Annotated in this window: 24 protein-coding genes; 6 read left to right on the forward strand and 18 right to left on the reverse strand. The window is 68.0% G+C overall.

The genetic code is table 11. The annotated features are described in order from the left end of the window. Positions 1-124: 124 nt before the first annotated feature. The 6 genes from MMB92_RS14495 to MMB92_RS14520 form a co-directional block, all read right to left on the reverse strand. Positions 125-454 carry a DUF4148 domain-containing protein gene (locus tag MMB92_RS14495; RefSeq protein ID WP_006494882.1) on the reverse strand — a complete coding sequence of 110 codons (330 nt, stop codon included), beginning with the start codon at positions 452-454 and terminating at the stop codon, positions 125-127. 225 nt (positions 455-679) lie between these two features. Next, positions 680-1,558: a PilZ domain-containing protein gene (locus MMB92_RS14500; RefSeq protein ID WP_205672042.1), complete on the reverse strand. Its 879-nt coding sequence runs from the start codon at positions 1,556-1,558 to the stop codon at positions 680-682. Between the two features lie 79 nt (positions 1,559-1,637). Beyond that, the gene (locus tag MMB92_RS14505; RefSeq protein ID WP_264835695.1) at positions 1,638-4,214 is read right to left on the reverse strand and encodes a transglycosylase domain-containing protein; all 2,577 of its coding nucleotides are present in this window, start codon (positions 4,212-4,214) and stop codon (positions 1,638-1,640) included. Between the two features lie 185 nt (positions 4,215-4,399). Further along, the gene (gene lhpH / locus MMB92_RS14510) at positions 4,400-5,407 is read right to left on the reverse strand and encodes a trans-3-hydroxy-L-proline dehydratase (RefSeq protein ID WP_006494886.1); all 1,008 of its coding nucleotides are present in this window, start codon (positions 5,405-5,407) and stop codon (positions 4,400-4,402) included. A 68-nt stretch (positions 5,408-5,475) separates the two neighbouring features. Continuing rightward, the gene (locus tag MMB92_RS14515; RefSeq protein WP_077021078.1) at positions 5,476-6,597 is read right to left on the reverse strand and encodes a branched-chain amino acid ABC transporter substrate-binding protein; all 1,122 of its coding nucleotides are present in this window, start codon (positions 6,595-6,597) and stop codon (positions 5,476-5,478) included. A 127-nt stretch (positions 6,598-6,724) separates the two neighbouring features. Further along, positions 6,725-7,462: a GntR family transcriptional regulator gene (locus MMB92_RS14520; protein WP_006481703.1), complete on the reverse strand. Its 738-nt coding sequence runs from the start codon at positions 7,460-7,462 to the stop codon at positions 6,725-6,727. A gap of 263 nt (positions 7,463-7,725) precedes the next feature. Here MMB92_RS14520 and lhpI point away from each other — a divergent pair, with 263 nt between their 5' ends. The 3 genes from lhpI to MMB92_RS14535 all read left to right on the forward strand — a co-directional run bounded on the left by lhpI (position 7,726) and on the right by MMB92_RS14535 (position 10,031). Then, positions 7,726-8,661: a bifunctional Delta(1)-pyrroline-2-carboxylate/Delta(1)-piperideine-2-carboxylate reductase gene (gene lhpI, locus MMB92_RS14525; RefSeq protein ID WP_277562747.1), complete on the forward strand. Its 936-nt coding sequence runs from the start codon at positions 7,726-7,728 to the stop codon at positions 8,659-8,661. A gap of 169 nt (positions 8,662-8,830) precedes the next feature. Next, positions 8,831-9,235, forward strand: coding sequence for a response regulator transcription factor (locus tag MMB92_RS14530; protein ID WP_006481701.1), 405 nt, complete (start codon positions 8,831-8,833; stop codon positions 9,233-9,235). Between the two features lie 16 nt (positions 9,236-9,251). Further along, positions 9,252-10,031, forward strand: a complete 780-nt coding sequence (locus MMB92_RS14535; RefSeq protein WP_006481707.1) for a helix-turn-helix domain-containing protein — start codon at positions 9,252-9,254, stop codon at positions 10,029-10,031. Positions 10,032-10,053: 22 nt separating this feature from the next. Here the strand turns inward: MMB92_RS14535 and MMB92_RS14540 are convergent, their stop codons facing one another. The 6 genes from MMB92_RS14540 to MMB92_RS14565 form a co-directional block, all read right to left on the reverse strand. Then, positions 10,054-10,404, reverse strand: coding sequence for a hypothetical protein (locus MMB92_RS14540; protein WP_006481700.1), 351 nt, complete (start codon positions 10,402-10,404; stop codon positions 10,054-10,056). A gap of 154 nt (positions 10,405-10,558) precedes the next feature. After that, positions 10,559-10,798 carry a hypothetical protein gene (locus tag MMB92_RS14545; protein ID WP_006479066.1) on the reverse strand — a complete coding sequence of 80 codons (240 nt, stop codon included), beginning with the start codon at positions 10,796-10,798 and terminating at the stop codon, positions 10,559-10,561. 16 nt (positions 10,799-10,814) lie between these two features. Further along, positions 10,815-11,105, reverse strand: coding sequence for a DUF1488 domain-containing protein (locus MMB92_RS14550; RefSeq protein ID WP_006481711.1), 291 nt, complete (start codon positions 11,103-11,105; stop codon positions 10,815-10,817). A 111-nt stretch (positions 11,106-11,216) separates the two neighbouring features. Continuing rightward, positions 11,217-11,615, reverse strand: coding sequence for a DUF488 family protein (locus MMB92_RS14555; RefSeq protein WP_006494891.1), 399 nt, complete (start codon positions 11,613-11,615; stop codon positions 11,217-11,219). 157 nt (positions 11,616-11,772) lie between these two features. Beyond that, entirely contained in the window at positions 11,773-12,975 is a 1,203-nt protein-coding gene (locus MMB92_RS14560) for an amino acid aminotransferase (RefSeq protein ID WP_060212406.1), read from the reverse strand. 46 nt (positions 12,976-13,021) lie between these two features. Beyond that, the gene (locus MMB92_RS14565; RefSeq protein ID WP_006481698.1) at positions 13,022-14,407 is read right to left on the reverse strand and encodes an amino acid permease; all 1,386 of its coding nucleotides are present in this window, start codon (positions 14,405-14,407) and stop codon (positions 13,022-13,024) included. A 319-nt stretch (positions 14,408-14,726) separates the two neighbouring features. Here MMB92_RS14565 and MMB92_RS14570 point away from each other — a divergent pair, with 319 nt between their 5' ends. Beyond that, positions 14,727-15,200: an Lrp/AsnC family transcriptional regulator gene (locus MMB92_RS14570; protein WP_006479071.1), complete on the forward strand. Its 474-nt coding sequence runs from the start codon at positions 14,727-14,729 to the stop codon at positions 15,198-15,200. Between the two features lie 26 nt (positions 15,201-15,226). On the opposite strand, the gene MMB92_RS14575 is transcribed toward MMB92_RS14570, so the two are convergent. After that, entirely contained in the window at positions 15,227-16,084 is an 858-nt protein-coding gene (locus tag MMB92_RS14575; RefSeq protein WP_062885666.1) for an EamA family transporter, read from the reverse strand. Positions 16,085-16,483: 399 nt separating this feature from the next. Between MMB92_RS14575 and MMB92_RS14580 the strand changes: the two genes are divergently transcribed. Beyond that, the gene (locus tag MMB92_RS14580) at positions 16,484-18,157 is read left to right on the forward strand and encodes an alkaline phosphatase family protein (protein WP_277562748.1); all 1,674 of its coding nucleotides are present in this window, start codon (positions 16,484-16,486) and stop codon (positions 18,155-18,157) included. Positions 18,158-18,252: 95 nt separating this feature from the next. Further along, positions 18,253-19,671 carry a cytochrome c peroxidase gene (locus tag MMB92_RS14585; protein ID WP_062885508.1) on the forward strand — a complete coding sequence of 473 codons (1,419 nt, stop codon included), beginning with the start codon at positions 18,253-18,255 and terminating at the stop codon, positions 19,669-19,671. 53 nt (positions 19,672-19,724) lie between these two features. Here the strand turns inward: MMB92_RS14585 and MMB92_RS14590 are convergent, their stop codons facing one another. The 5 genes from MMB92_RS14590 to MMB92_RS14610 form a co-directional block, all read right to left on the reverse strand. Beyond that, positions 19,725-20,993 (reverse strand): glycosyltransferase, encoded by a 1,269-nt coding sequence (locus MMB92_RS14590; RefSeq protein WP_058903099.1) that lies wholly within the window; start codon positions 20,991-20,993, stop codon positions 19,725-19,727. Between the two features lie 219 nt (positions 20,994-21,212). Next, the gene (locus MMB92_RS14595; RefSeq protein WP_012493322.1) at positions 21,213-22,523 is read right to left on the reverse strand and encodes an FAD-binding oxidoreductase; all 1,311 of its coding nucleotides are present in this window, start codon (positions 22,521-22,523) and stop codon (positions 21,213-21,215) included. Beyond that, complete coding sequence (locus MMB92_RS14600) at positions 22,520-23,275, reverse strand: amino acid ABC transporter ATP-binding protein (RefSeq protein WP_006482849.1); 756 nt, start codon at positions 23,273-23,275, stop codon at positions 22,520-22,522. Before MMB92_RS14600 ends, MMB92_RS14595 begins: the two co-directional genes overlap by 4 nt. Continuing rightward, entirely contained in the window at positions 23,272-23,928 is a 657-nt protein-coding gene (locus MMB92_RS14605; RefSeq protein ID WP_006482843.1) for an amino acid ABC transporter permease, read from the reverse strand. The genes MMB92_RS14600 and MMB92_RS14605 overlap by 4 nt, the downstream gene beginning before the upstream one ends. 88 nt (positions 23,929-24,016) lie before the next feature. Continuing rightward, positions 24,017-24,793 (reverse strand): ABC transporter substrate-binding protein, encoded by a 777-nt coding sequence (locus tag MMB92_RS14610; protein ID WP_006482855.1) that lies wholly within the window; start codon positions 24,791-24,793, stop codon positions 24,017-24,019. Positions 24,794-24,878 lie beyond the last annotated feature (85 nt).

Consider the following 24,878-nt stretch of genomic DNA (forward strand, 5'->3'; position numbering starts at 1 on the left):
GACCGACCTCGTGCATCGGGCCGCCCAATGAAGAAGACGCAAAAAAGCCTGCACGCGATACGCGTGCAGGCTTTCTCGATACGGCTTCAATCGCGGCCGTCGAGGGCCGCGCGGCACGGCCGGCTCAGTGGCCGAAGTACACCGACGAGCGGTCGCTCACGGCCGGCACGGCCGCACGCTGGCCCGACTGCGACGTCGCGACCGGGTTCGCACCGTAGCCGGTGGCGTCGGCTTGCGCGCCGGCATTCTGCGCGGCGGCGATCTTGGCCTGGGCGGCCTGGATGTTTTCCGGGTAGTTGATCCAGTCGTTCGGGTTGTAGCCGGCCTTTTCGAGCTGGACCAGTTCGGCGCGCACTTGCGCGCGGGTCAGCGGCTGCTGGTTCGATTGGGCGAACGAGACGACCGGTGCGGCCACCAGGGTGGCCAGTGCAACTGCCTTGATCAGCGATTTCATGATGCGTTACCTCCAGGATTGTTTTGTCAGGCGCTTCGGACTCGAGGTCGTTGCGCATGAGTAGAAGTCTAGGAGGCACGGCTATCAGGGTAAATACTTAAATCGCAAATTCACTGTTGACCGAAACCGTACAATCGAGCGGGAATAAGTCGTTTCGTCAGACGATTATCGGCGTTCGTGCACCGAATGCCGCGATACGGCAGCCGGCACGCGCGGGTCGCGCGTTCAACGCAGGCGATCGGTATCCGCCGACGCCATCTGCCTGTCGAACAGCAGCGCCTTGAGGCGAATCAGGTCGTCGGCATCGATGTCGCCGAACGCCGCATGATGGAGCGTCAGCGCGGGCGGCGCCGGGTCGGCATGCACGGCCCGCACGGTGCCATCGAGCGCCAGCCGCTCGACGCGACCGGCGGTTTCGTACGGAAGCAGCACGCGCAACGGCTCGCCGGTCGCCGCGATCGGCCGGTCGACGGCGATCGACAGCCCGCTCAGGCTGATGTCGTGCACCACCCCGATGCCTTCCGTCCCTTCCGCTCCTCCGCTGCAGCAGGCCGCGATGCGCACCGGCACGCGCGGCTCCGCGCGCGTGCGCAGCCGGTCGACGAACCCTGGCGGCGACAGGACCATGAACGGCGCGGCGCCCGACGCCTGCACCGATTCCACCGTCGCGCCGAAACGCGATACCGCGGCCCGGCCGATCGCCACTGCTTCGACGTCGTCGCCGCGGGCGAAATCGAGCACGGTGGCGGGCTGCGGCTCGACGAACAGCGCACCCGCCGCGCCGACGCCGATCAGCCGGCAGCGCTGCAGCGCGCGCGTCGTGCCGACCCGGCGGCGGATGCCGATCGCGGCGCCCGCCGACAAGCCCATGCGCGTGGCGGGCGCGGCCGCCGTCGCGGACCCGCGCGGACCGGTGTCGGCGTCCTCGCGCCGGCGCACGGGGCGGAAATGGTCGAACAGGAAAGCGTGCTGAGCCGGGTCGCGCAGCGTCGTGCCGGCCGGCAGCAGCGCGGCGCCGTCGGCGTCGTAGAGGTCGAAGCCGAGCGGGACCTCGGCGGAAAGATCGTCGCGAGCGAGGGCGACGTAATCGCTGGAAAGCAGCATCGGAGAAGCGCGGAGCGACCGCGCGAGCTGTCGTGACAACTTGATTACGGCAGCATCGCGCGGAATCTGAACGGCTTCGTTACTGCGACGCGCCGGTCGCATCGGGCGCAGCCGGCACCGGCATCGGCGGCGGCGGCACGGCGGAAGGCGCGGCGCCGCTACCGGCGCTGCTCCCGCTCGTCGTACTGGCGCCTGCCGGCGGCTGCGCAGGCAGCTGCGACGCGCCGGACGACAGCGCCGCGGCCGATGCGGCCACTTCGGACGCCGGCACCCATTCCTCGACGATGCCGCCGGAAGCGACATCCGGCGCCGACGCAGCGGAGGCTGCCGACGCCGCGCCCTCGTCGACCTCGGCCGGGCGCTCGATACGCGGCGTCCTGACCGGCGTGGGCGCCTTCTTCGGCTCGGGCGGGAACCACGTATCGAACAGGTCGGTCGCGCGCTCGCGCAGCGACGCGAACCAGCCCGGCGACGGTTCGGTATCGAATTTCGCCTTGGTATCGACGATCCGGGCGCGCTGCGCGCGCTGGAAGAAATCGCCGACGATCGGCAGCGCGCTGTGCGCGCCCTGCCCCCAGTAATCGCTGCGCAGCGTCACGCGGCCGTCGTCGAATCCGACCCACGCGCCGGCGACGAGGCCCGGCTGCATCAGGATGAACCAGCCGTCCGCGTTGTCCTGCGTGGTGCCGGTCTTGCCGGCCACGTCGCCGCGGATGCCGAACCGCGTGCGGATGCTGCCGCCCGTGCCGCGCGTCACGACGTCGCGCATCACGTCGAGCAGCGTCTTGTCGGTTTCGGCGTCGAGCGCGCGCTCGGGCGGCGCCGGTGCATATTCGGCAAGCACCTCGCCCTGGCGATTCTCGATGCGCGTCACCATCTGCGGCTCGACGTACAGCCCGCCGTTCGCGATCGTCGCGTACGACGCGACCATTTCCTTCAGCGTGACCGGGCTCGTGCCGAGCGCGAGCGACGGCACGCGTTCGAGCGGGCTTTCGCGCACGCCCATGTCGCGCGCCAGCCGCGCGACGGCGCCCGGCCCGACCTTCTCCATCACCTGCGCGGTGATCCGGTTGCGCGACAGCGCGACCGCGTCGCGCAGCGTCATCGGCTTGCCCGTAGGCGGCACGTCGTCGTTCGGCCGCCAGATCTCGCCGCCCTTCAGCGGGATCTCGACCGGCTGGTCGACGAACGTATCTTCCGGCTTCATCCCGTTCGCGAACGCGACGCCATAGACGAACGGCTTGAACGTCGAGCCCGGCTGGCGCCGCGCCTGCGCGACGTGATCGAACGGCTCGCGGGTGAAGTCGCGACTGCCGACCCACGCGCGGATCTGCCCGTCACGCGGATCGATCGCGAGGAAGCCGGCCTGCACGTCGGTCTTGGCCTTGCACAAGGCATGCAGGAAACCGCGATCGGCCGCGAGCATCTTCATCGCGGCCGCGTCGTCCTTGCCGGCCTCCTGCGCGGCCTTGTACTCGGGCGACTCACGCATGAAGGTGCGAAACACCTCGTTGTCGGTGCCGCAGCCGTCGCGGCCGCTCCATGCGTTGTTCGCGATGCCCTGCAGCTGATTGCCCTGCAACGTGAGCGCCTGCGTCGCCATCTGCTGGAGCCGCGAGTCGATCGTCGTGCGCACGATCAGCCCGTCCGAGTAGATGTTGTAGTCGTTGCGGTCGGCCCATGCGATCAGCCATTTGCGCAACTGCTGCGCGAAATGCGGCGCCGGCCCGGGCGGCTCCTTCTGGCGCTCGAAGTCGATGCGCAGCGGCCGGCGCTGCAACTGCGCGAACTGCGCCGGCGACAGCTTGCCGTACTTGACCATCTGGCCGAGCACCGTGTTGCGTCGCTGCAGCGCGCGCTCGGGGTTCAGCACCGGGTTGTAGTAGCTGTTGCCCTTCAGCATCCCGACGAGCGTCGCGCTGTCGAGCACGTCGAGTTCGTCGGCCGACTTGTCGAAATAGGTGCGCGCGGCCATCTCGACGCCGTACGCGTTGTACAGGAACGGCACCGTGTTCAGGTAGGTCTCGAGGATCTGGTCCTTGCTGTAGACGGCCTCGATCTTCAGCGCGGTGATCGCCTCCTTCACCTTGCGCGTGAGCGTCGGCGCGCGGCCGATCTCGTCCGGATACAGGTTGCGCGCGAGCTGCTGCGTGATCGTCGAGCCGCCCTGGCGGCTGCCCGAGAACGTATGCAGCGCGGCCGACGCCGTGCGCTTCCAGTCCAGCCCGTGGTGTTCGTAGAAGCGGTGATCCTCGGTCGCGATCAGCGCGTCGATCATGCGCGGCGAGATCTGCTTGAGCGGCACCCATTCGCGGTTCGACGGCTTGAATTCGGCCAGCAGCTTGCCGTCGGCGGACAGTACCTGCGCGGGCTGGTCGACGCGCGCCTTGCGGATGTCGCCGATCCCCGGCGTGAACGGAATGAGGACGATCACGTACCCCGCGAACAGCGCCGGCACGGCGGCGGCCGTGAGCAGCACGCCACGGCGCGTCGGGTGGCGGACATGGTGCCACGCGGTGGCGGCGAGAGGCTTGGCCCGCGCGACGGCGGCCGCCGCGACGGGTTGGGCGCGCGCGACCCATCTGGCACACAAGGCACGCACTGACGACACGTTTCGGCGATTCACGCGGGTGGAGCTCGGCTGAAAAGGCTGCATCGTACCAAACTCGCGCGGCCGGCCGGCCCGCGGCGGCCTTGCGCCGGCACACGCGGTGCGGTTTCGCCGCAACGCTCACGCAAAAAAGGCGCGTGCCCCGCAACCGGAGCGACGCGCCAAACCTGGTACGACAACCTGAACGCCGCGCGACGGGGACGCGGCAGCGGCGCGACCGACGCTGCGGGTCAGCGCACGAGAAACCCGTACGTGAGCGGATCGCGTTCGTCGACGATCCAGTTCGCGAACCCGCAGACATGCGCGCTGCCTTCCACTTCCGGGATCACGGCCGGGATGTCGCCGACCGTCGTTTCGCGCAGCACGCGCCCCTTGAAGACCGTGCCGACGATCGATTCGTTGACGAGCGTGTCGCCCGCCGCGAGCAGCCCCCGCAGGTACAGCTGCGCGACGCGCCCGCCGGTGCCGGAGCCGGTCGGCGAGCGGTCGACCTCGCGATCCGCGAACACGCAGCAGTTCGCCTGCGTCGAACCCGCGTGGCGCGGCGCGTTCGCGATGATCGTGCCGTAGATATGGTTGATTTCCGGGATCTCCGGATGGACGACCGGATACTTCGCGTTCGCGGCCGCCTTCACTTCCGCGCCGAAGCGAATCAGTTTCTCGACCGCCGATTCGCGCACCGGCAAGTCGAACGGCGCGCCGTCGACATAAAAATAAAACGCGCCGCCATAAGCAATGTCGCCGGTCACGGTGCCGAACGACGGCGTGTCGACCGACACGTCGCGCTGCCAGATGAACGACGGCACGTTGACGAAGCGCACCGGCCCCGCGTGCTCGCCGTCCCACTGGACGAACGCCTCGATGAACCCGCACGGCGCATCGATGCCGACCCGCGTCTCGGGCACGGTGCGCTGCACCCAGCCGAGCTCGACGGCCGCCGTCGACAGCGCGATCACGCCGTGACCGCAATGGTCGCTGTAGCCTTCGTTGTGCACGAAGATCACGCCGAAATCGGCGTTCGGCGACACCGGCTCGGTCAGATAGCCGCCGTACATGTCGGCATGGCCGCGCGGTTCGAACATCAGCGCGCGGCGGATCTCGTCGGCGTGCTCCTTGAGCCACGCGCGGCGCTGGACGATCGTGTCGCCGGGCAGGCGCGGCAGCCCGCTCGTGACGATGCGGAACGCCTCGCCGCCGGTGTGCACTTCGACGGTGGACAGGGATCGGGAAATTTTCATGGCGGATCGAATGCGTTGAAACGAAGGACGGCGGCCGGGCCGCCGTCCGGTGACGGGCGATGCGGCAATTACTTCGCGTACGGTTCCGGCAGGCCGTTGCGGATCACGTAGACGGTGGTCGGCGCGCCTTTCAGGTCGCCGTTCGCGTCGAACGAATAGGTGCCCGCGACGCCCGCGTAGTTCGACTTCGCGAGCTGCGCGCTCAGCTTCGCCTTGTCGGTGGTCGTGCCGGCCTTGACCATCGCGTCGGCGAGCAGCTTCATCCCGTCGTAGTAGTTGACGCCATAGACCTGCGTATCGGTGTGATAGGCGTCGTGGTACTTCTTCAGGAATTCGCGGCCGGCCGCCGTCTTCTCGAGCGCGACCCCGCCCTGCGCGCAGTAGACGATCGACGCGGCCTCGCCCGCGACCTTGCCCATGTCGGCCGAGCAGATGCCGTCGCCGCCGAGCAGCTTCGCGCGCAAGCCCCGCTGCTTCATCTGCTTGGCCATCGGCGCGCCCTGCGCCGCATAGCCGCCGAGGAAGATCACGTCGGGGTTGCTGGCCTTGATCTTGGTGAGGATGCCGAGGAAATCGGTGGCCGACGAGTTCGTGTATTCCTGGTCGACGATCTTGATGCCGTTCGCCTTCGCGACGTTCATGAACTGCTCGGCGACGCCCTGCCCGTACGCGGTGCGATCGTCGATCACGGCGGCGGTTTTCGCGTTCAGCGTCTTCGCGGCGAACGTGGCCATCGTGCCGCCGAGCTGCTCGTCGCTCGCGCCGATCCGGAAGATGTTCTTGAAGCCCTGCTTCGTCAGCGCCGGGTTCGACGCGACCGGCAGGATCGGCACGCCGGCAGTCGAATACACGCGCGAGGCCGGAATCGCGACGCCCGAGTTGTACGGTCCGAGCACCGCGACGACGCCCTTGTCGACGAGGTTCTGCGCGACCTGCACGCCGGCCTTCGGGTCGGCCTGGTCGTCTTCGGAAACCAGTTTGAACGTGACGGCCTTGCCGGCGACCTTGATGCCGGCCTTGTTGAGCTCGTCCACCGCGAGCCGCGCGCCGTTTTCGTTGTCCTTGCCGTTGGCGGCCTGCGGGCCGGTGAGCGGCGCCGAATGGCCGATCATCACGACTTCCTGCGCGTGCGCGGAAGTCAGCGCGCCGGCGGCAACAGCCACCGAGAGCGCGGTCACGAGGTGTCGCATGATGTCTCCTGATTGGTTTTGTGTGAAACCAATGTAGGACACACGTGGTCACATCGCAAGCAATTTCAAAATAATTGTCGGGATTTTGGTCATATTGAAGACCAGAATGACTTCGCGCGCAGGCCGGTCACTTCGGCGCGATGTCGCGCCGCACGCGGCGGATGTGCTGTTCGACATAGAACGCAGCCGCATCGGCATCGCCGGACACGATCGCCTCGTAGATCAGCCGGTGCTCGGACACGTAGAGCCGGATCCGGCCCGCGTCGTAGATGCCGTCGTCCTTCAGCCGCTTCCACAGCGGCTGGTCCATCGTCTTCGCGACTTCGTCCGCGATCTTCACGATCAGCGCATCGCCGGTCATCAGCGCGAGCTGCCGGTGGAACAGCCGGTCGCTCTCGTTCCACAGCGCGCGCTGGTGCGGATCGTCGACGTCGGTGATGGTTTCCATCTGCGCGAGATAGCGTTCGGCGCCGGGGTCGGCGCGGCCATGGGCGGCCGCGAGGCGCGCGATCGCGGGCTCCAGGATCAATCGCACGTCGAGCGTCGACGTCGGGCTGAAGTCGGCCTCGGACGCCGTGTGCGGATCGCCGCGCTGCGCGAGCACGTCGAGCGGCGCCGCGACGACGTAGGTGCCCGAATTGCGTTTCGTGCACACGAGCCCTTCGTTCTGCAGCGCGCCGAGCGCCTCGCGCACCGCCGGCCGGCCGACCTGGAACAGCGCCGCCAGCTCGCGCTCGGACGGCAGCCGCGACTCGGCCGCGTAGCGCCCCGCGCGGATCTCGTCGCGGATCTTTTCGGCTACCTGCTCGTAGATCTGCAGCGGGCGGAAACCGCCTTCGGGTGAGTCGGGACGCGCGGACATCATCGGATGGCTCCTGCCCGTTCGCGGGCGTGGATCTGGAATGGGTTCGCACTATACCGGAGCCGCGCGGGCGGCACGGCAGCGGCGCGCTTCTGGCCAGATATTAGAACCAAAATCCCCACAGCGCTTTATTTTCTGGGTTGCAGGCGCGCCAGCAAGTGGTATAGATTCGATCCACACTGCCCTGTGTCACGGTATCCGGCAGACCTGTGGCGGGCGCGGCATGCGTCCGCCGTTCACGCTCACCGACGCCCACGACGTACACGATGACCGCCTCTTCCCCGATTCCCGTTTTCGACGCGGCCGACACGGCCGCGCTGCTCGACTACCCGGCGCTGCTCGCCACGCTCAGGCAAGCGGTCGCCGAGTACGCGGCGGGCGACATCGTCAGCCCCGAACGCCTGGTCGTGCCGCTGCAAGGCGGCGGCGTGATGCTGTCGATGCCGTCGAGCGCCCACGACCTGGCGAGCCACAAGCTCGTCAACGTGTGCCCCGGCAACGGCGCGCGCGGGCTGCCGACGATCCTCGGCCAGGTCACCGCGTATGACGCGACGACCGGAGAAATGCGCTTCGCGCTCGACGGCCCGACCGTCACCGGTCGCCGCACGGCGGCGATCACCGCGCTCGGCATCCAGGCGCTGCACGGCGCCGCGCCGCGCGACATCCTGCTGATCGGCACCGGCAAGCAGGCGGCCAATCACGCGGAAGCGCTCGCGGCCATCTTTCCGGATGCGCGGCTGCACGTGCGCGGCACGACCGCGGAGCGCGCGGCCGCCTTCTGCGTCGCTCATCGCGCCCATGCGCCGCGGCTCGCGCCGCTCGACGGCGACGCGATTCCCGAGGCGATCGACGTGGTCGTCACGCTGACCACCAGCCGCACGCCCGTCTACCGCGAAGCCGCGCGCGAAGGCCGTCTCGTGGTCGGCGTCGGCGCGTTCACCGCGGATGCCGCCGAGATCGATGCGAACACGGTGCATGGCAGCCGGCTCGTCGTCGACGATCCGGCCGGCGCGCGCCACGAAGCCGGCGACCTGATCGTCGCACGGGTCGACTGGCAGCACGTCGCATCGCTCGCCGACGTGCTGAACGGCGTCTTCGCCCGCGGCGGCCCGCTGCTGTTCAAGAGCGTCGGCTGCGCCGCGTGGGATCTGGCCGCGTGCCGCACCGCGCGCGACGCGCTGGCCGCGCGCCGCGCCGGCTGATCCGGCCGCGCAACCATTCCAGCCGCTCGCGCGGCATCGCCGCAGCCGCATCGTCCCGGCGATTTCCCGTACGCGGTGTAGGAAATGCCCTACACCGCGTCGAAGCGGCCTACACGAAGTTCCAATTCGGCCGATTTCAATTTCGGCGGCGCAACACGATACTGCCGGCATGAATGCCAGCCTGTCACCCGCCGCGCTCAGGGTGTTCCTCGTCGATCACGCCGTCGCCGTTCGCCAGCGGATCGCGCTGCTCGTCGGCGCGATCCGCGGCGTTGCCGTCGTGGGCGAAGCGGAAGACGGCCAGGACGCGTGGTCGCATATCCGCAGCAGTCGCGCGGACGTGGTGATCGTCGACGTGCGGCTCGCGGACGGCAGTGGTCTCGACCTGATCGGGATGCTGTCGAAGGCCGCGCCGCGCATCGTCACGATCGTGCTGACGAACCACTCGGCGCCGGCATTCAGAGAGGCATGCGCGACGGCGGGAGCCGACTACTTCTTCGACAAGACCGTCGAATTCGACGCCGCATGCCGTGTCATCGAATCCCTGGTGCACGCTCGCGTGCGCCGCCCCTGACGAGCCGGAGCGACTCATGTCCACCGCCACCGCCTTCGCCGCCGACGTGTCCGTCGTACCCCGGCCAACGATTGCCCTGCGCCCGGTCGCGCGCGCCGACGCCGCCAAGCATCCGGCCGCACGCTGTTCGGCCTGCGCGATGCGCTCGATGTGCCTGCCGCCGCATCTGACGGCCGCCGAATACGGCCGCCTCGACGCGATCATCTGCACGACGCGACAGGTGCGCCAGGGCGACGCGCTGTTTCGCACCGACGATCCGTTCCAGAGCATCTATGCGGTGCGCGCGGGTTCGTTCAAGACGGTGATGATGCATCGCGACGGCCGCGAGCACGTGACGGGCTTCCAGATCGCCGGCGAAACGCTCGGGATGGACGGCATCGGCGGTGGCCAGCACTGCTGCGACGCGATCGCGCTGGAGGACAGCGTGGTGTGCATCATCCCGTTCGGCGCGCTCGAAGCCGCGTGCCGCGAGATGAAGCCGATGCAGCACTTCCTCTACCAGATGCTGAGCAGCGAGATCGTCCGCGAATCGAGCCAGATGCTGCTGCTCGGCACGATGTCGGCCGAGCAGCGCGTCGCGCATTTCCTGCTGAACCTGTCGTCGCGGTTCGAGGCGCGCGGCTATTCGGCGACCGAATTCAATCTGCGGATGACGCGCGAGGAAATCGGCTGCTATCTCGGGATGAAGCTCGAAACCGTCAGCCGGATGTTCTCGCGGTTCCATCGCGAAGCGCTCGTCGAGACGCGCGGCAAGCGCGTGCGCATCATCGACGCGCAAGCGCTCGCACGGGTCTGACACACGGCGCCGGCGCGCGGCATTACCGGATCGCGTCGCCGGTCGCCGCGTCGCGCAGCGCCACCGTCGCGGCGCCCGCCTGCCACGCGATCAGCGCCTGTTCGGCCTGCGCGAACGCGCGGCGCAGCGCATCGTCCACGTCGACGCCGACGCACGGCGGCAGCGACCTGAGCGTCGCGTCGTGCATCACCAGGTCGAGCCGCACGTCGTACAGGCACGCGCCATCGGCCACCGTGCGCGCGTCGATCGCCAGATGGCAGCCGTCGATCAACGCGCGAAACCGTTCGAGCCGCACCAGTTGCGCGCCGGCTTCGGCCTCGACCGCTGCCGAAACCGTGAATCCGAGGCAGGCGATCTGCATGCCCACGCCCATGTCGTGTCTCCTGACGGGGCCGCCCGCTCGTCGACCGCCTTGCATGTGCCGGCCGCCTCGCGATGGAGGCGGCACGTGTTTCCCGTCGCGCGGCGCGCAGGATTCGATCGCGGCCGGCCGACGGTCTGCCCGCGCCTGGCTGGCGCGGGGCCATTCATACGTTGAAGGTCTGCGACGCCTTCATCTCGATCCACGTCATGCCGGCCCGCAGCCCTTCGATCATCGCCTCGCGCTCCGTCGGATACGCGTGGCTGTGCTCGAACGTATGATGAAACCGCGCGGCGCCGGCGCCGTGCTCGACCGACACGCGGCAGCGGAACTCGCCCGATTCGCACGGGCGCGTCTCCACCTCGACCGACCAGTCGCGTTCGTGAATGTTGCCCTGCAGTGTCATGCGCCCTCCTGCGGTATCAGTCTTCGAGCCGGAAGTGCCCACTGTGCAGCAGCACCGGCCGGCCGCCGATTTCCTCGAGCATTCGCCGTGCCATTGCCTCGATCGCCGACCGGTGCGCGTCGAATGCGTGCAGCAGATCGCGTTCGAGCAGCGACCGCGCGCCGAAATGGTCTTCCAGCGCCTCGGCCGTGACCGCGCACTGGACGCAACGCCCGTCGACCAGCGCCGAAAACGCGACGACCAGATCGCGCGCGCAGTATTCCGGCGGCTCGGGCGGGAAAGTAATGTGCATCTGTCGGCCTGTCATCGTCGTGATGGCTCCATGACGAGAGCATAGTGGCGCGCGCGGCCGCGCGCTTGACCCACGTCAACCGGTTCGCTGCACCGCACGATCGCGGCGCGGCCGCGCGACGCCGCGTCAGCCCGCGTCGGGCTCGATCACCGCGCCGCGTTCCGCGAGCAGCTCGCGCAGCACGCTGCGGTGGCAATGGCGCTCGTCTTCGCAGTAGCAGCCGATCGACAGCGCGGTGGTCGCCGACAGCGCGGCCAGCAGGTCCAGCACCTTCGCCGGATCGCCGTGCGTCATCTCCGCGCGGAAGTGACGCTTGAACGCTTTCCATTCGGCGTCGGTTTCGGCGGCCTGCGCCTGTGCGACGAGTTCGGGGCTCGGCGACAGCGTCGGCAGCCATACATCATAGTAGTTGCGCGACGCGAATTCCGCCTTCGGCACACCGCGCGGCGGCCGCCGCACCGTGCCGATCCGCAGCCCTTCGCCGGCCGCGCGCGGCGTGCCGAGCTGGATGATCCGGATGCCCATGTCGCTCCTCTGTCGTGCATGCGATCCCGTGATCGTACCGCCGTGCCTGCCCGTGCGTCAGCCGGGCACCGCACATGATCGACGCCCAACAAAAAACCGGCTGCTCCCGTGACGGGACACAGCCGGTTGTGCATCCTGGCGCGCCGCGGCGCCGCGGTCAGACGCCGCTCTTCAGCACCTTGCCGATCGCGTCCGCGACGATGCCGACGTTCGAGTCGTTCAGCCCCGCCACGCACATCCGGCCCGAGCGCAGGATGTACACGCCGTGCACCTCGCGCAGCGCGTCGACCTGCGATTCGGTCAGGCCCGTGTACGTGAACATCCCGCGCTGCTTCACGTAGCGCGTGAGCGCTTCGCCGCTCACGTGGTCGCGCAGGCCGTCGTGGATCGACTGGCGCATCCGCGCGATGCGGCGGCACATCGCCGACAGTTCCTCTTCCCACTGCTTGCGCAGCGCCGGCGTGCCGAGCACGGCCGCGACGACCTTCGCGCCGTAGGTCTGCGGATTGCTGTAGTTCGAGCGCACGGCGCCGGCCAGCTGGCCGAGCACGCGCTCGGCCGCGGCCGCGTCTTCGCAGACGACGCTCAACCCGCCCACGCGCTCGCCATACAGCGAGAAGTTCTTCGAGAACGAGTTCGCGACGAGCGTCGGCACGCCGCGGCGGGCCAGTTCGCGCACCGCGAACGCATCCGCGTCGAGGCCCGCGCCGAAGCCCTGGTACGCCATGTCGACGAACGGCAGCAGCCCGCGCGCCTCGATCACGTCGATCAGCTTCTCCCACTGGCCTTCGTCGAGGTCGACGCCGGTCGGGTTGTGGCAGCACGCGTGCAGCAGCACGATGCTGCGCGCCGGCAGCGCGTCGATCGCCGCGAGCATCGCGTCGAACTTCAGGCCGCCCGTCGCCTCGTCGTAGTACGGATACGTGTTCACCGTGAAGCCGGCGCGCTCGAAGATGAAGCGATGGTTTTCCCAGCTCGGGTCGCTCAGCCACACTTGCGAATCCGGAAAATAGCGCTTCAGGAAATCGGCGCCGACCTTCAGCGCGCCCGAGCCGCCGAGCGTCTGCAGCGTCGCGATGCGGCCGGCCGCGCGGGCCGGGTGATCGGCACCGAACACCAGCGACTGCACGGCATCGCGATACGCGGCCAGGCCGACCATCGGCAGGTACGGCTTCGGGCCGCTGTCGCGCTGCAGCGCGGTCTCGGCTTCGCGCACCGCGCCCATCACCGGAATCCGGCCTTCGGCGTCGAAATAGATCCCGATGCTCAGGTTGACCTTCTGGTCGCGCGGATCTTTCTGGAAGTTCTCGTTGAGCGTCAGGATCGGGTCGCCCGGGTACGCGTCGATGTGTTCGAACATGGCTTGAGTCGGTCTCGTTTGGAAGAATGGTCGGTCGTGGCCTGCGTCAGCGTGCGGAGACGCCATCATGCACCGCAAAGCCGGCATTCTTCTGACGGAAGCGATACCCGACCGCGAGCACCGCGAGCCATACCGGGATCAGGTACACCGACAGGCGGAGATCCGGCGTCAGGTACATCACGACGAGAATGCCGGCCATGAATGCCAGGCACAGGTAATTCGTGAAAGGATAGCCCAGACTGCGGAAGGAAGTCTCCTCCCCGGCAGCGCGCTTGGCCTGGCGGAACTTCAGGTGGATCAGGCTGATCATCGCCCAGTTGATGATCAGCGCCGACACGACGAGGCCCATCAGCACCTCGAACGCCTTGCCCGGCATGAAGTAGTTGACCAGCACGCACACGCCGGTCGCGAGCGCCGATGCGCCGAGCGCCGCGAGCGGGATGCCGCGCTTGTTCACCGAGCACAGCACCTTCGGCGCGTTGCCCTGCTGCGCGAGGCCGAACAGCATCCGGCTGTTGCAGTACACGCCGCTGTTGTAGACCGACAGCGCGGCCGTCAGCACGACGACGTTCAGCACGTTCGCGACCAGGTTGCTGCTGAGCGCGTGGAAGATCAGCACGAACGGGCTGCCGCCGCTGACGACCTTCTCCCACGGATACAGCGATAGCAGCACGGCCAGCGCGCCGATGTAGAAAATCAGGATGCGGTAGATGACCTGGTTGGTCGCGCGCGGGATGCTGCGCTTCGGATCGTCGGCCTCGGCCGCGGTGATGCCGACCAGCTCGAGCCCGCCGAACGAGAACATGATCGCGGCCATCGACATCACGAGGCCCGACACGCCGTTCGGGAAGAAGCCGCCGTGCTGCCACAGGTTCCGGACGGTGGCTTCCGGCCCGGCGTGGCCGCTCGCGAGCAGCCAGCCGCCGAAGCCGATCATCCCGACGATCGCGGCGACCTTGATGATCGAGAACCAGAATTCCGTCTCGCCGTACGACTTCACGCTGGTCAGGTTGATCAGGTTGATCGCGACGAAGAACACGAGCGCCGACACCCAGGTCGGCACGCCCGGCCACCAGTACTGCACGTAGATCCCGACGGCCGACAGTTCGGCCATGCTGACGAGGATGTACAGCACCCAGTAGTTCCAGCCGGACAGGAAGCCCGTGAAGTGGCCGAAGTACTTGTTCGCGAAATAGCTGAACGACCCCGCGACGGGCTCGTCGACGACCATCTCGCCGAGCTGGCGCATGATGAAGAACGCCACGACGCCGGCTACCGCGTAGCCGAGCAGCACGGACGGGCCGGCCATCTTGATCGTCTGCGCGATGCCGAGAAACAGCCCCGTGCCGAGCGCGCCGCCGAGCGCAATCAGCTGGATGTGCCGGTTCTTCAGCCCGCGCTTCAGGCCGTCGCTGTCGTTTCCAGAAACCATGTCTTCTCCACTCTGTCCGCTTCCGCCTGGAGCGGTGCGGCGCGCCTCGGTGTGCCGGGCGCTGTTTTGCTGTGCCGGCGGCCGTTCGTGGAGCCACCGGGTTGGGGACTGCAATCTTCGCGTGCCGGCAGTCGATCCGCGTCGGCGTGCCGGCCAGCCCCGCCGCCGACTCGTCGCCCGCGCCGCATTGCTGCGGCCGCACACGAAAATCCGGCGTCAGTTTAGCGTCGCGACGGCGAAATCGGGTTGCGTAACCCGCTCATGCAAACCCTACATTATGAGATAAGATTGCATCCAGGAGACAGATGAGGAAACAAAAATGCCTGAACCGGTTCTCGATCGCATCGATCGCCACTTGCTGTCGGTGTTGCAGGAGAACGGCCGCGCGTCGAACCTCGACCTGGCGAAGGCCGTCGGCCTGTCGCCCGCGCAGACCTTGCGACGCCACCGCCGGCTGGAGGAAATCGGCGCGATCCGCCGTTACGAAACCCGGCTCTGCCCCGACACGCTCGGCTTCGGCGTCACCGCGTTCGTGCACGTGACGATGGAGCGCGGACATATCCGCGATCTGTCGAAGTTCCAGAAACTCGTGTCGGATCTCGCGCAGATCCAGGAGTGTTTCTCGGTGACGGGCGACATCGACTATGTGCTGAAGGTCGTCGCGCACGACCTGAAGGGGCTGTCGACGTTCCTGCTCGAAACGCTGATGCGCATTCCCGGCGTGAGCGGCGTGCATTCGAGCGTGTGCCTCGACGAGATCAAGTGTACGAGTGCGATGCCGGTGGAAAGCTGACACGCCCGGCGCACCGGGGTGATCCTTTACCCCACCGCCTCGAACGCACTGATCAACAACGCCCCCGCCGCGATCACCACGCAACCGGCCGCCCGGCGCGGCGTCAGCCGCTCGCCGAGATACACGCGCGCGATCAGTGCCGCGAACACCACGCTCGTCTCCCGCAGCGCCGAGACCGGCCCCATCGGCGCGCGATCCATCGCCCAGATCACGATGCCGTACGCGAGCGCCGCGAATACGCCGCCGCAGGCGGCCTTCGCGGTTTCGCCGACATCCTGCGTCAACCGCAACGATCCCGCCCGCAGCCGGTAGTACCCGGCCATCAGCACACCCGTCAGCACGAACATCCACGCGGTATAGCCGACCGTGCTGCCACTCTCGCGTACACCGATCCCGTCGACCACGCTGTACGCGGCGATCGACACGCCGGTCGCGAACGCCGTCGGCAGCACCTGCGTCATCCGGTGTCGGGCGCCGCGTCCGCGCTCCAGCCCGATCGCCATGATCCCCGCGCAGATCAGCACGAGCCCGCCTTGCGCACCGAAGTTCAGGCGCTCGCCGACGAACGCCGCCGCGCCGAGCGTGACGAGCAGCGGCGCCGTGCCGCGCGCGACCGGGTATGCGACGGTCAGGTCGCCGTGTTCGTACGCGCGGACGAGCAGCAGCGTATAGACGACGTGGATCACGGCCGACGCGACGACGCACAGCCAGCTCGTCGGCGTGATCGGCGCGGCGGCCGGCAGGAACAGCAGCGCGAACAGCCCGATCGCGATCTGCAGCACCGTGGCCGAGCGCAGCCGGTCGCCGCTGCTGCGCACCAGCGCATTCCATGACGCGTGCAGGAACGCCGCGCACAGAACGGCAAACAGAACGGGGATCGGCACGCTGAACACTCCCTGACGGTCGGAGGCCGCGCGGTGCGCGGCAGCCGTTCATCCTATGAATGCGTCACCGGATTGTCAAAAAAGCGACGCACGAGACTCCGGACGTGAGCCGGCCGCCACGCGCCCTGCCGCTCCCGCGCCGGATGCCGCCACCGCAGTACGCCCGTGGCGGTATGTGACGTGGAGATTGCACACGGTCCGCCCCTTTCCGTTCTCTTTCGCATCGCCCTGCGTCGTAATGAAACCGATACCGGAGCGCAACCATCGCGAAATCACTCTGTCCCCATATCTTCATACGCGGCTGGTCCAATGCGCGTGCTCCCTCACGAGCTTCGCGCCGAACCGACACGGCGACGGGGCCGTTCTCCACCATCGAAGACCTTACCCTGGAGTTTCCCGATGTTCCGTCAAGCCTTGCTCGTCACTGCCTGCGCAGCCGCAGCGCTGGCGCTGTTCGCCTGCGGCGGCAGCGACGATTCCACGCCGACGCCCGCCGTGTCGTCGCAGGATGCGCTGCAGACCGCCACGCCGATCAAGCACGTCGTCGTGATCTACGGCGAAAACATCTCGTTCGACCACTACTTCGGCACCTACCCGAACGCGACGAACCCGTCGGGCGAACCGGCGTTCACCGCGAAATCCGGCACGCCGACGCCGAACGGCCTGACGGGCACGCTGCTGACCGCGAACCCGAACTTCACGAACACGGCCAACGGCACCGACGCCGCGAACCCGTTCCGCCTCGACCGCACGCAGGCCGCGACCGCCGACCAGAACCACGCGTACACGGCCGAAGAGCAGGCCGAGGACAACGGTCTGGCGGACCTGTTCCCGAAGTACACGGGCAAGGGCTCGTCCGGCGGCGCCGGCGCGTTCGGGACGAAGGGCCAGGTGATGGGCTACTTCGACGGCAACACGGTGACCGCGCTGTGGAACTACGCGCAGCGCTTCGCGATGAGCGACAACACGTTCACGACGTCGTACGGCCCGTCGACGCCGGGCGCGCTGAACGTCGTGTCGGGGCAGACCAACGGGATGCAGATCGTCAAGACGTCGAAGCAGCCGTCGACGCTCGCCGCCAGCTCGTACTACATCAATGACGGCCAGGGCGGCTTCACGATGATCAACGACGTCGACCCGGGCTTCGACGTGTGTTCCAGCCCGACCGACCAGGCCATGATGACCGGCAAGAACATCGGCGACCTGCTGAACGGCGCGAACATCACGTGGGGCGGCTTCATGGGCGGCTTCAACCTGTCGACGACCAACGGCAACGGCACGACGGGCTGCACGCGCAGCACGGTCGCCACCGCCGTGAACGCCGCGACGGCCGACTACATCCCGCACCACAACTGGTTCCAGTACTACGCGTCGACCGCGAACCCGCAGCACACGCGCCCGAGCTCGATCGCGGCGATCGGTTCGAGCGTCGAGACCGACGGCAAGACTCCCGAACCGGCGAACCACCAGTACGACACGGACGACTTCTTCGCCGCCGTGAAGGCCGGCAACTTCCCGTCGGTCAGCTACCTGAAGGCGCCGGCGGCGCAGGACGGCCACGCGGGCTATTCGGATCCGCTCGACGAGCAGGCGTTCGTGACCAAGGTCGTCAACTTCCTGCAGCAGCAGCCGGACTGGCAGAACACCGCGGTGATCGTCACCTATGACGACTCGGACGGCTGGTACGACCACGTGTACACGGCGCCGACGCGCGCATCGTCGGACCTGGTCGATCAGCTCAACGGCGCCGGCAAGTGCGGCACGGGCGGCACCACCGGCGTGAACGGCGCGACCGTGAACGGCCGCTGCGGCCCGGGCGTGCGCATCCCGCTGGTCGTGATCTCGCCGTATGCGAAGCAGAACTACGTCGATCACACGATGCTCGACCAGTCGTCCGTCGTGCGCTTCATCGAGGACAACTGGCTCGGCGGCCAGCGTATCGGCGGCGGTTCGTTCGATGCGACGGCGGGCGACCTGCGCAACCTGTTCGACTTCACGTCGAAGCCGAACACGACGCCGCTGTATCTCGACCCGACGCTCGGCACCGTATTGAGCGCCGCACCGTCGATCTGACCGTGACGGCATGACCGCAAGGCCGGCGCGTCACGCGCCGGCCGTTTCCGTTTCAACGCGCCGCTTCGCGCGACGCCCGATTTTCGACCGACAGCATGACAGCTCGCCCCGCATTTCCGTCTCCCGATGCCGCCGGCACGCCCGCGCCGCGCCCCCCTTCCCGCCTGCTGCGCCGCGCGGCGTTCGTGCTCGGCGCGGCCGTGATCGGCTATGGCGCGTTCGCGATCGCGTTTCCCGCGCAGGTGCCGGCGGCGATCGGCACCGTGGTCGCCGACTGGACCGGCGCGAACCCGCATCCGGTCGTGCTGCAGCGGCCCGCCGCGCAGCCGCTGTCGGCGGTCGCGCAGCTCGGGCGCGCGCTGTTCCACGATCCGTCGCTGTCGGCGTCGGGCAAGCAGTCGTGCGCGTCGTGTCACAGCCCCGATCACGCGTACGGCCCGCCGAATGCGCTCGACGTGCAGCCGGGCGGCCTCGCGATGACGCAGCAGGGCTATCGTCCACCGCCGTCGCTGATGTACCTGTACCGCCAGCCGAATTTCAGCATCGGCCCCGACGCCGGCGAAAACGACGCCGCGCCGAGCGTCGCGCAGCAGGCCGCGGCGGCGGCCGGCGTCGTCAAGGCGCAGAAGGTGGCCGGCACGTCGGCCGCGCCGCAGCTCGTGCCGCAGGGCGGGATGTTCTGGGACGGCCGCGCCGATACGCTGCAGCAACAGGCGTTCGGCCCGCTGCTGAATCCGGTCGAAATGGCGAACGCGAGCGTCGACGACGTCGCGCACAAGCTCGCGCAATCGTCGCATCGTGCGCAACTGGAGCAATTATTCGGCGCGCGCGTGTTCGACCGCCCGCAGCTCGCGGTATCGGAAGCGATGTTCGCGATCGCGCGCTATCAGGTCGAGGATCCGTCGTTCCATCCGTACGACAGCAAGTACGATCGCTGGCTCGAGGGCCGCGCCCGCCTGACGCAGGCCGAACTGCGCGGGCTGCGCCTGTTCAACGATCCGGACAAGGCGAATTGCGCGGGCTGCCACTTGTCGAAACCCGGCAAGGACGGGCTGCCGCCGATGTTTACCGATTACCAGTACGAGGCGCTGGGCGCGCCGCGCAATCGAGCGCTCGCGCAGAACCGCAATCCGGCGTTCTACGATCTCGGCGTGTGCGGGCCGTTCCGCGACGACCTGAAGGACCAGACACAGTATTGCGGAATGTTTCTGACGCCGACGCTGCGCAACGCGGCGACGCGCCACGTGTTCTTCCACAACGGCGTGTTCCACACGCTCGATCAGGTGATGGCGTTCTACAACGAACGCAGCATCTCGCCGCAGAAGTTCTACTCGCGTGGCGCGGACGGCAAGGTCGACGAATACGACGACATTCCGCCGAAATATCGCGCGAACGTGGACGTGACCGACGCGCCGTTCGATCGCAAGCCCGGCGACAAGCCCGCGATGACCGCGCAGGACATCAAGGACATCGAGGCGTTCCTGAATACGCTTACCGACCCGGCTGCGCGGTAAACGACACGCGCCCCGCCGAAGCGGGGCGCGTCACGCCGCCAGGACATCGGCCGTCAGCCGGCGCGCTGCATGCCCTCGCCCGATGGCGCTCGACACCGGCTTGCGCGTTTCACGCGAATCGCCTCGATGCACGCATCGAGCCGCCGGTTGCTTTCCGCAATGCCGAAGCGTGCCGCCCGCTCGAACGCCCGGGCGGCCAGGTCGGCACGCAGTCGGTCGTCGGTCAGCAATTGCGCCATCGCGCGGGCCAACGCATCGACATTCCCGACTTCCACCAGCAATCCCGCGCGGCCGTGGTCGAGAATCTCGCGCGGCCCGGTCGGGCAATCCGTCGATACGATCGCCTTGCCGAGGGCGAGTGCCTCGATCAGCACCATCGGCATCCCTTCGTTCTTCGAACTCAGCACCATGATCGACGCGCCCGCCATCAGCGGATGCGGGTTGTCCATCTGCCCCATGAAATGCACTCGCGCGCCGATGCCGAGCTCGTGCGCGAGACGCATGAGCTCGTCGCGATGGGCGCCGTCGCCGGCAAGCACGAGATGCTCCGCCAAATCGCGCTGCGCGACGAGTTGCGCATACGCGCGCAGCAACGTGCGGTGATCTTTCTGGAGTTCATCGAGCCGGGCGACGGAGACGATGTAAGGCACATCGCTTGGCAACGGGGGACGCGCGGCAGTCGCGTTCTCGCGAATGGCGTCGATGTCGATCGCGTTGGGCAGGACGGTGACTTGCTGCAGCCGGTCGCCGAACATCCGGTCGGCTTCGTCGCCCATCTGCGGGTTCAATGCGGCAATACTGTCGTAGCGGCTGTACTGCTCGAGCAGGCGGCGCATGCGCCGGCCGCGGCCGCCGAGCCGGGCGACGAAGCTGAAGTGGTTGACGCCGATCCAGGCCACCCCGAAGCGGCCGGCAAGGCGCCGCAGCGACAAGTCGTAGTCGACGATGACGTCTACGTCGCGCGCCAGTTCGGCGACACGCCGCCCGATGTACGGACGCACCGCGAGCGCGCCGTGAAGGTCACGAGCAATCCGGCCCACTTTGTCGAGCTTGCGTGCGTGGCGGCGGTCCTGGAAATAGCGCAGCCACTGCGGACGCACCAGGATTTCAATGGGAATGTCATCCGGAATCAGGGCGCGAAAGCGCTGCGCCAGCATCGGCGACGCGTACGTGACCGACAATGTGGCCCTGAAACGCTTGCGATCGAGGATGCGCAGCCACTGGATCAGAGACGATTCGATCCCGCCGTTCCCGAAATCGGTTACGTGAAACAACACGCGAACACGCGTGTCCGCACTTTCGGTATACCCCGCGTCGGCCATGATTTCTATTATGTTGTCTATTGTTGGACTATGCACCTGATTTGGGCGCGGCCTTTTATAACATAGGGTATTCCAATAGCCAAGCAAGGACGGGGCGCGGTCGATTTTTCCCTATTGCCGGAATCAGGTAGGGGCGACAGTCGCCGACTGCGAAGCCATCCGCCGGCATCTCGCGCAAACGTCGGAGCACGCGATGCGCGGTTCAACCGCCCACCTGCGTCAGGACAGGCTGTCGAGCAACCGATACCAGGCGACCCCGGCCGCGATATAGAAGCGCTGCAGCCCGTGCAACGGAATCGGCCGGATCGGCGACACGCGGAACGGCAGCGGCAATTGCGCATCGCCCGACAGATGCGCGGCCAGATGCTTGCCGAGCGTCGTCGCCATCGCGATGCCGCGGCCGTTGTAGCCGAGCGCGATCGTCACGCCCGGTGCGGGCTCGTGCACGTGCGGCAGAAAATCCGCGGTGATCGCGACGCGTCCGGCCCAGCGGTATTCGAACCGGACGCCCTTCAGTTGCGGATACAACAGCGTCGTCGCGCGTTCCAGATGGCGCCAGTCGCCCGGCGCGCGCGGTTCGGCGAACGGGCCGCGGCCGCCCATCAGCAGTCGCCCGGCCGCATCGCGGCGAAAGTACAGCAGCAGGCGCCGCGCATCGGATGCGACCTCGCCGCCGGCGAGGATGTCGCGACCGAGTTCCGGCGCGAGCGGTTGCGTCGCGACGATGAAACTGTTCGCGGCGATCACCGACTGGCGCAAGCCGGGCCATAGCCCATCCGTGTAGCCGTTGGTCGCGATCACGACGCGCGCGGCCGACAGCGTCGCGCCGCCGGACGTCGCGACCTGCCAGCGGCCGTCGGCACGCGTCAGTCCGACGGCGCGGGTCAAGCCGTGCACGACCGCACCGCTCGCCTGTGCGGCGCGCACGAGGCCGCGCGTATAGCTGAGCGGCTGCACGCTGCCCGCGCGGCGATCGATCCAGCCACCCGCATACGCGGGCGTGCCGAGCCGTCGCGCGACGTCGTCGCGGCCGAGCACCTCGACCGGCGCGCCGCGCGCGGCCCACTGCTGCGCGCGGCGGGCGACCGTGTCGAGCATCGCGGCGGTCGGCGCGGGCTGGATCCAGCCCTGGCGACGCGCATCGCAGTCGATCGCGTGCCGCGCGATCAGGTCGAACACGGTATCGGCCGCGCCGCCGACGATACCGGCAAGCTGCTCGCCGGCCGCGTCGCCGAACCGGCGAACGAGTTCGTCGGGGTCGTATTTCAGCCCGGGAATGACCTGCCCGCCGTTACGGCCGGACGCGCCCCAGCCCGGCTGCGCGCCGTCGATCACGCGGACGTTCACGCCGCGTTCGGCCAGGTGAAGTGCGGTCGACAGGCCCGTGAAGCCGGCGCCGACGATCGCCACGTCGCACGATACGGACGCGTCGAGCGCGGGCGTATCGGGCGCCGGCGCGGCGGTCGCCGCCCACAGCGAATCCGGCCACGGCGAGTCGGGCCATCCGGGTGCCGCGTTCGTTGCGCTCATGTTCGATCCGGGTTGTCGGCGCCGTCCGACGCCAGCAGGCGACGCAGGAATTCCTGCGTGCGGGGATGAGTCGGCTGCGTGAGCACGTCGCGCGCCGGTCCGCTTTCGCAGATCGTGCCGTCGTGCAGGAAGCACACGCGATCGGCCACCTCGCGCGCGAATGCCATTTCGTGCGTGACGACCACCATGGTCATTCCGTCGCGGGCCAGCCCGCGCATCACGCCGAGCACTTCGCCGACGAGTTCGGGGTCGAGCGCCGACGTCGGCTCGTCGAACAGGATCGCCTGCGGCTCCATCGCAAGCGCGCGTGCGATCGCGACGCGCTGCTGCTGCCCGCCCGACAGCTCGGACGGATACGCATTCATCCGGTGCGCGAGGCCGACCTTGTCGAGCAGCGCGCGGGCCTGCTCGCGCGCCTGCGCGACCGGCACGCGCCGCACGTGCACCGGCCCTTCCATCACGTTCTCGAGCGCCGTGCGGTGGGCAAACAGGTTGAAGCGCTGGAACACCATGCCGACCCGCATCCGCAGCTCGTGAATCCGCTTCGAATGCGCGTCGACCTTCACGCCGTCGATCGTGATCGACCCTTCGTCGTAGGTCTCGAAGCCGTTGATACAGCGCAGCACGGTCGACTTGCCGGAACCGGACGGCCCGATCAGGCACACGACTTCACCCGGCTGCACGTCGAGGCTCACGCCCTTCAGCACCGCGTGCTGCTGAAACCGCTTGTGTATCGAATCGATCCGGATCATGCGCCCCTCCTCAATGCGAGCCGCTTGCCGAGCCGGTTCACGCCGAACATCAGCGGCAGGCCGAGCGCGAGATACAGCAGCGCGACGAGCGTATACACGCTCATGTTCTGGAACGTCGACGACGCGATCAGCTGGCCGGCGCGCGTGATCTCCGCGACGGTGATCGTCGACGCGACCGACGAATCCTTCAGCAGCATCACGAGCGTGTTGCCGTACGGCGGCAGCGCGATGCGAAACGCCTGCGGCAGCACCACGCGCCGCATGATCATCGGGCCGCGCATGCCGATGGCGTGCGCGGCTTCGATCTGGCCGCGGTCGATCGCCTCGATGCCGGCGCGGAAGTTCTCGGCCTGGTACGCCGAATACGCGATGCCGAGCCCGAGCACGCCGGCCTGGAACGCCGACAGTTGGACGCCGAGATCGGGCAGCACGAAGTACATGTAGAACAGCTGCACGATGATCGGCAGCCCGCGGATCACGTTGACGATCGTGCTGCCGGCGGTCGATACCGCCCGATTGCGCGACACCTTCAGCAGCGCGAGGATCAGCCCGAGCACCGAGCTGAGCACGAACGCGCATGCGGTGATCTCGATCGTGACCACCGCGCCCTTCAGCAGGATCGGCAGAAAATCGATCGCATTCTGGAAAAACATGAGGTCTCCTATGCGACGTCGGGACGGCGCGCCGCGGTGGATGCCCGCGACGCGCGGGCGATGCCGGTCGGGAATCGCGCGCCGGCGCTCAGCTCATGTGCCACTTCTGCAGGATCTGCTGCAGCGTGCCGTCGCCCTTCATCTTGCGGATCGCGCCGTTGAGCTGTTCGAGCGTCGCGGTGTCGCCCTTGCGCACGATGAAGCAGACCTGCCCCTTCACCACGCTCTGGTATTCGGGCACGAGCCGCACCTGGCGATTGACGCCGTGCTCGATCTGGTACGCGACGATCGGCTGGTCGGCGAAGCCGGCCTTGATGCGCCCGAGCGCGACGTCGCGCATGATGTCGGCGATCGAATCGTAGGTCCGCACTTCCTTGAAGATGCCCTTCTTGTTGAGCGCGTCGACGAACGCCGTGCCGACCTGCGCGCCGACCACCTGCCCCTTGAAATCGTCCATCGACGTATAGCGGCCGGGGTCGTCGGCCTTCACGATCAGGCCTTCGCCGAACGTGTAGACGGTGTCGGAGAAATCGACGACCTGCTGGCGCGCCGGCGTCTTCAGCATCGCGGCCGAGATGATGTCGATCTTCTGCGTGGTGAGCGACGGGATCAGCGCGGAGAACACGGTCTGCTGCACGTCGACGCGAAACCCGGCCGACTTCCCGGCCGCGGTGATCGCATCGACCATCATCCCCTGGATCGAATTGCTCTTGACGTCGAGAAACGTGAACGGCACGCCGGTTGCGGTCGCGCCGACCTTCAGCGTCGGCTCGGCCGCAACGACGCCCGCCGAGGCCGTGGAGAGTGCGATACAGGTGGCGAAACCGGCGGCCAGTGCGCCGAACCGCTTGATGAACGGAACCATGGTGTCTCCTTCTCGAATAATCCGGGCGCCGGCCGGTCGCTGATCGACACTGCGACGATGGCTCGATCTTAAAACGAATCAAAAA

This window comes from Burkholderia sp. IO2 (assembly GCF_029522185.1).
GTDB lineage: Bacteria > Pseudomonadota > Gammaproteobacteria > Burkholderiales > Burkholderiaceae > Burkholderia > Burkholderia cenocepacia.

What these genes read in the sequence shown, in the direction of transcription:
- MMB92_RS14595 (WP_012493322.1), bottom strand. Translation starts at nt 22,523, where the DNA reads ATGAGCGCAACGAACGCGGCACCCGGATGGCCCGACTCGCCGTGGCCG.
- MMB92_RS14545 (WP_006479066.1), bottom strand. Translation starts at nt 10,798, where the DNA reads ATGACACTGCAGGGCAACATTCACGAACGCGACTGGTCGGTCGAGGTG.
- MMB92_RS14580 (WP_277562748.1), top strand. Translation starts at nt 16,484, where the DNA reads ATGTTCCGTCAAGCCTTGCTCGTCACTGCCTGCGCAGCCGCAGCGCTG.
- MMB92_RS14555 (WP_006494891.1), bottom strand. Translation starts at nt 11,615, where the DNA reads ATGGGCATCCGGATCATCCAGCTCGGCACGCCGCGCGCGGCCGGCGAA.
- MMB92_RS14520 (WP_006481703.1), bottom strand. Translation starts at nt 7,462, where the DNA reads ATGATGTCCGCGCGTCCCGACTCACCCGAAGGCGGTTTCCGCCCGCTG.
- MMB92_RS14500 (WP_205672042.1), bottom strand. Translation starts at nt 1,558, where the DNA reads ATGCTGCTTTCCAGCGATTACGTCGCCCTCGCTCGCGACGATCTTTCC.
- MMB92_RS14550 (WP_006481711.1), bottom strand. Translation starts at nt 11,105, where the DNA reads ATGACAGGCCGACAGATGCACATTACTTTCCCGCCCGAGCCGCCGGAA.
- MMB92_RS14600 (WP_006482849.1), bottom strand. Translation starts at nt 23,275, where the DNA reads ATGATCCGGATCGATTCGATACACAAGCGGTTTCAGCAGCACGCGGTG.
- MMB92_RS14565 (WP_006481698.1), bottom strand. Translation starts at nt 14,407, where the DNA reads ATGGTTTCTGGAAACGACAGCGACGGCCTGAAGCGCGGGCTGAAGAAC.
- MMB92_RS14505 (WP_264835695.1), bottom strand. Translation starts at nt 4,214, where the DNA reads ATGCAGCCTTTTCAGCCGAGCTCCACCCGCGTGAATCGCCGAAACGTG.
- lhpI (WP_277562747.1), top strand. Translation starts at nt 7,726, where the DNA reads ATGACCGCCTCTTCCCCGATTCCCGTTTTCGACGCGGCCGACACGGCC.
- MMB92_RS14570 (WP_006479071.1), top strand. Translation starts at nt 14,727, where the DNA reads ATGCCTGAACCGGTTCTCGATCGCATCGATCGCCACTTGCTGTCGGTG.
- MMB92_RS14515 (WP_077021078.1), bottom strand. Translation starts at nt 6,597, where the DNA reads ATGCGACACCTCGTGACCGCGCTCTCGGTGGCTGTTGCCGCCGGCGCG.
- MMB92_RS14530 (WP_006481701.1), top strand. Translation starts at nt 8,831, where the DNA reads ATGAATGCCAGCCTGTCACCCGCCGCGCTCAGGGTGTTCCTCGTCGAT.
- MMB92_RS14585 (WP_062885508.1), top strand. Translation starts at nt 18,253, where the DNA reads ATGACAGCTCGCCCCGCATTTCCGTCTCCCGATGCCGCCGGCACGCCC.
- MMB92_RS14590 (WP_058903099.1), bottom strand. Translation starts at nt 20,993, where the DNA reads ATGGCCGACGCGGGGTATACCGAAAGTGCGGACACGCGTGTTCGCGTG.
- MMB92_RS14495 (WP_006494882.1), bottom strand. Translation starts at nt 454, where the DNA reads ATGAAATCGCTGATCAAGGCAGTTGCACTGGCCACCCTGGTGGCCGCA.
- MMB92_RS14605 (WP_006482843.1), bottom strand. Translation starts at nt 23,928, where the DNA reads ATGTTTTTCCAGAATGCGATCGATTTTCTGCCGATCCTGCTGAAGGGC.
- lhpH (WP_006494886.1), bottom strand. Translation starts at nt 5,407, where the DNA reads ATGAAAATTTCCCGATCCCTGTCCACCGTCGAAGTGCACACCGGCGGC.
- MMB92_RS14610 (WP_006482855.1), bottom strand. Translation starts at nt 24,793, where the DNA reads ATGGTTCCGTTCATCAAGCGGTTCGGCGCACTGGCCGCCGGTTTCGCC.
- MMB92_RS14535 (WP_006481707.1), top strand. Translation starts at nt 9,252, where the DNA reads ATGTCCACCGCCACCGCCTTCGCCGCCGACGTGTCCGTCGTACCCCGG.
- MMB92_RS14560 (WP_060212406.1), bottom strand. Translation starts at nt 12,975, where the DNA reads ATGTTCGAACACATCGACGCGTACCCGGGCGACCCGATCCTGACGCTC.
- MMB92_RS14540 (WP_006481700.1), bottom strand. Translation starts at nt 10,404, where the DNA reads ATGGGCGTGGGCATGCAGATCGCCTGCCTCGGATTCACGGTTTCGGCA.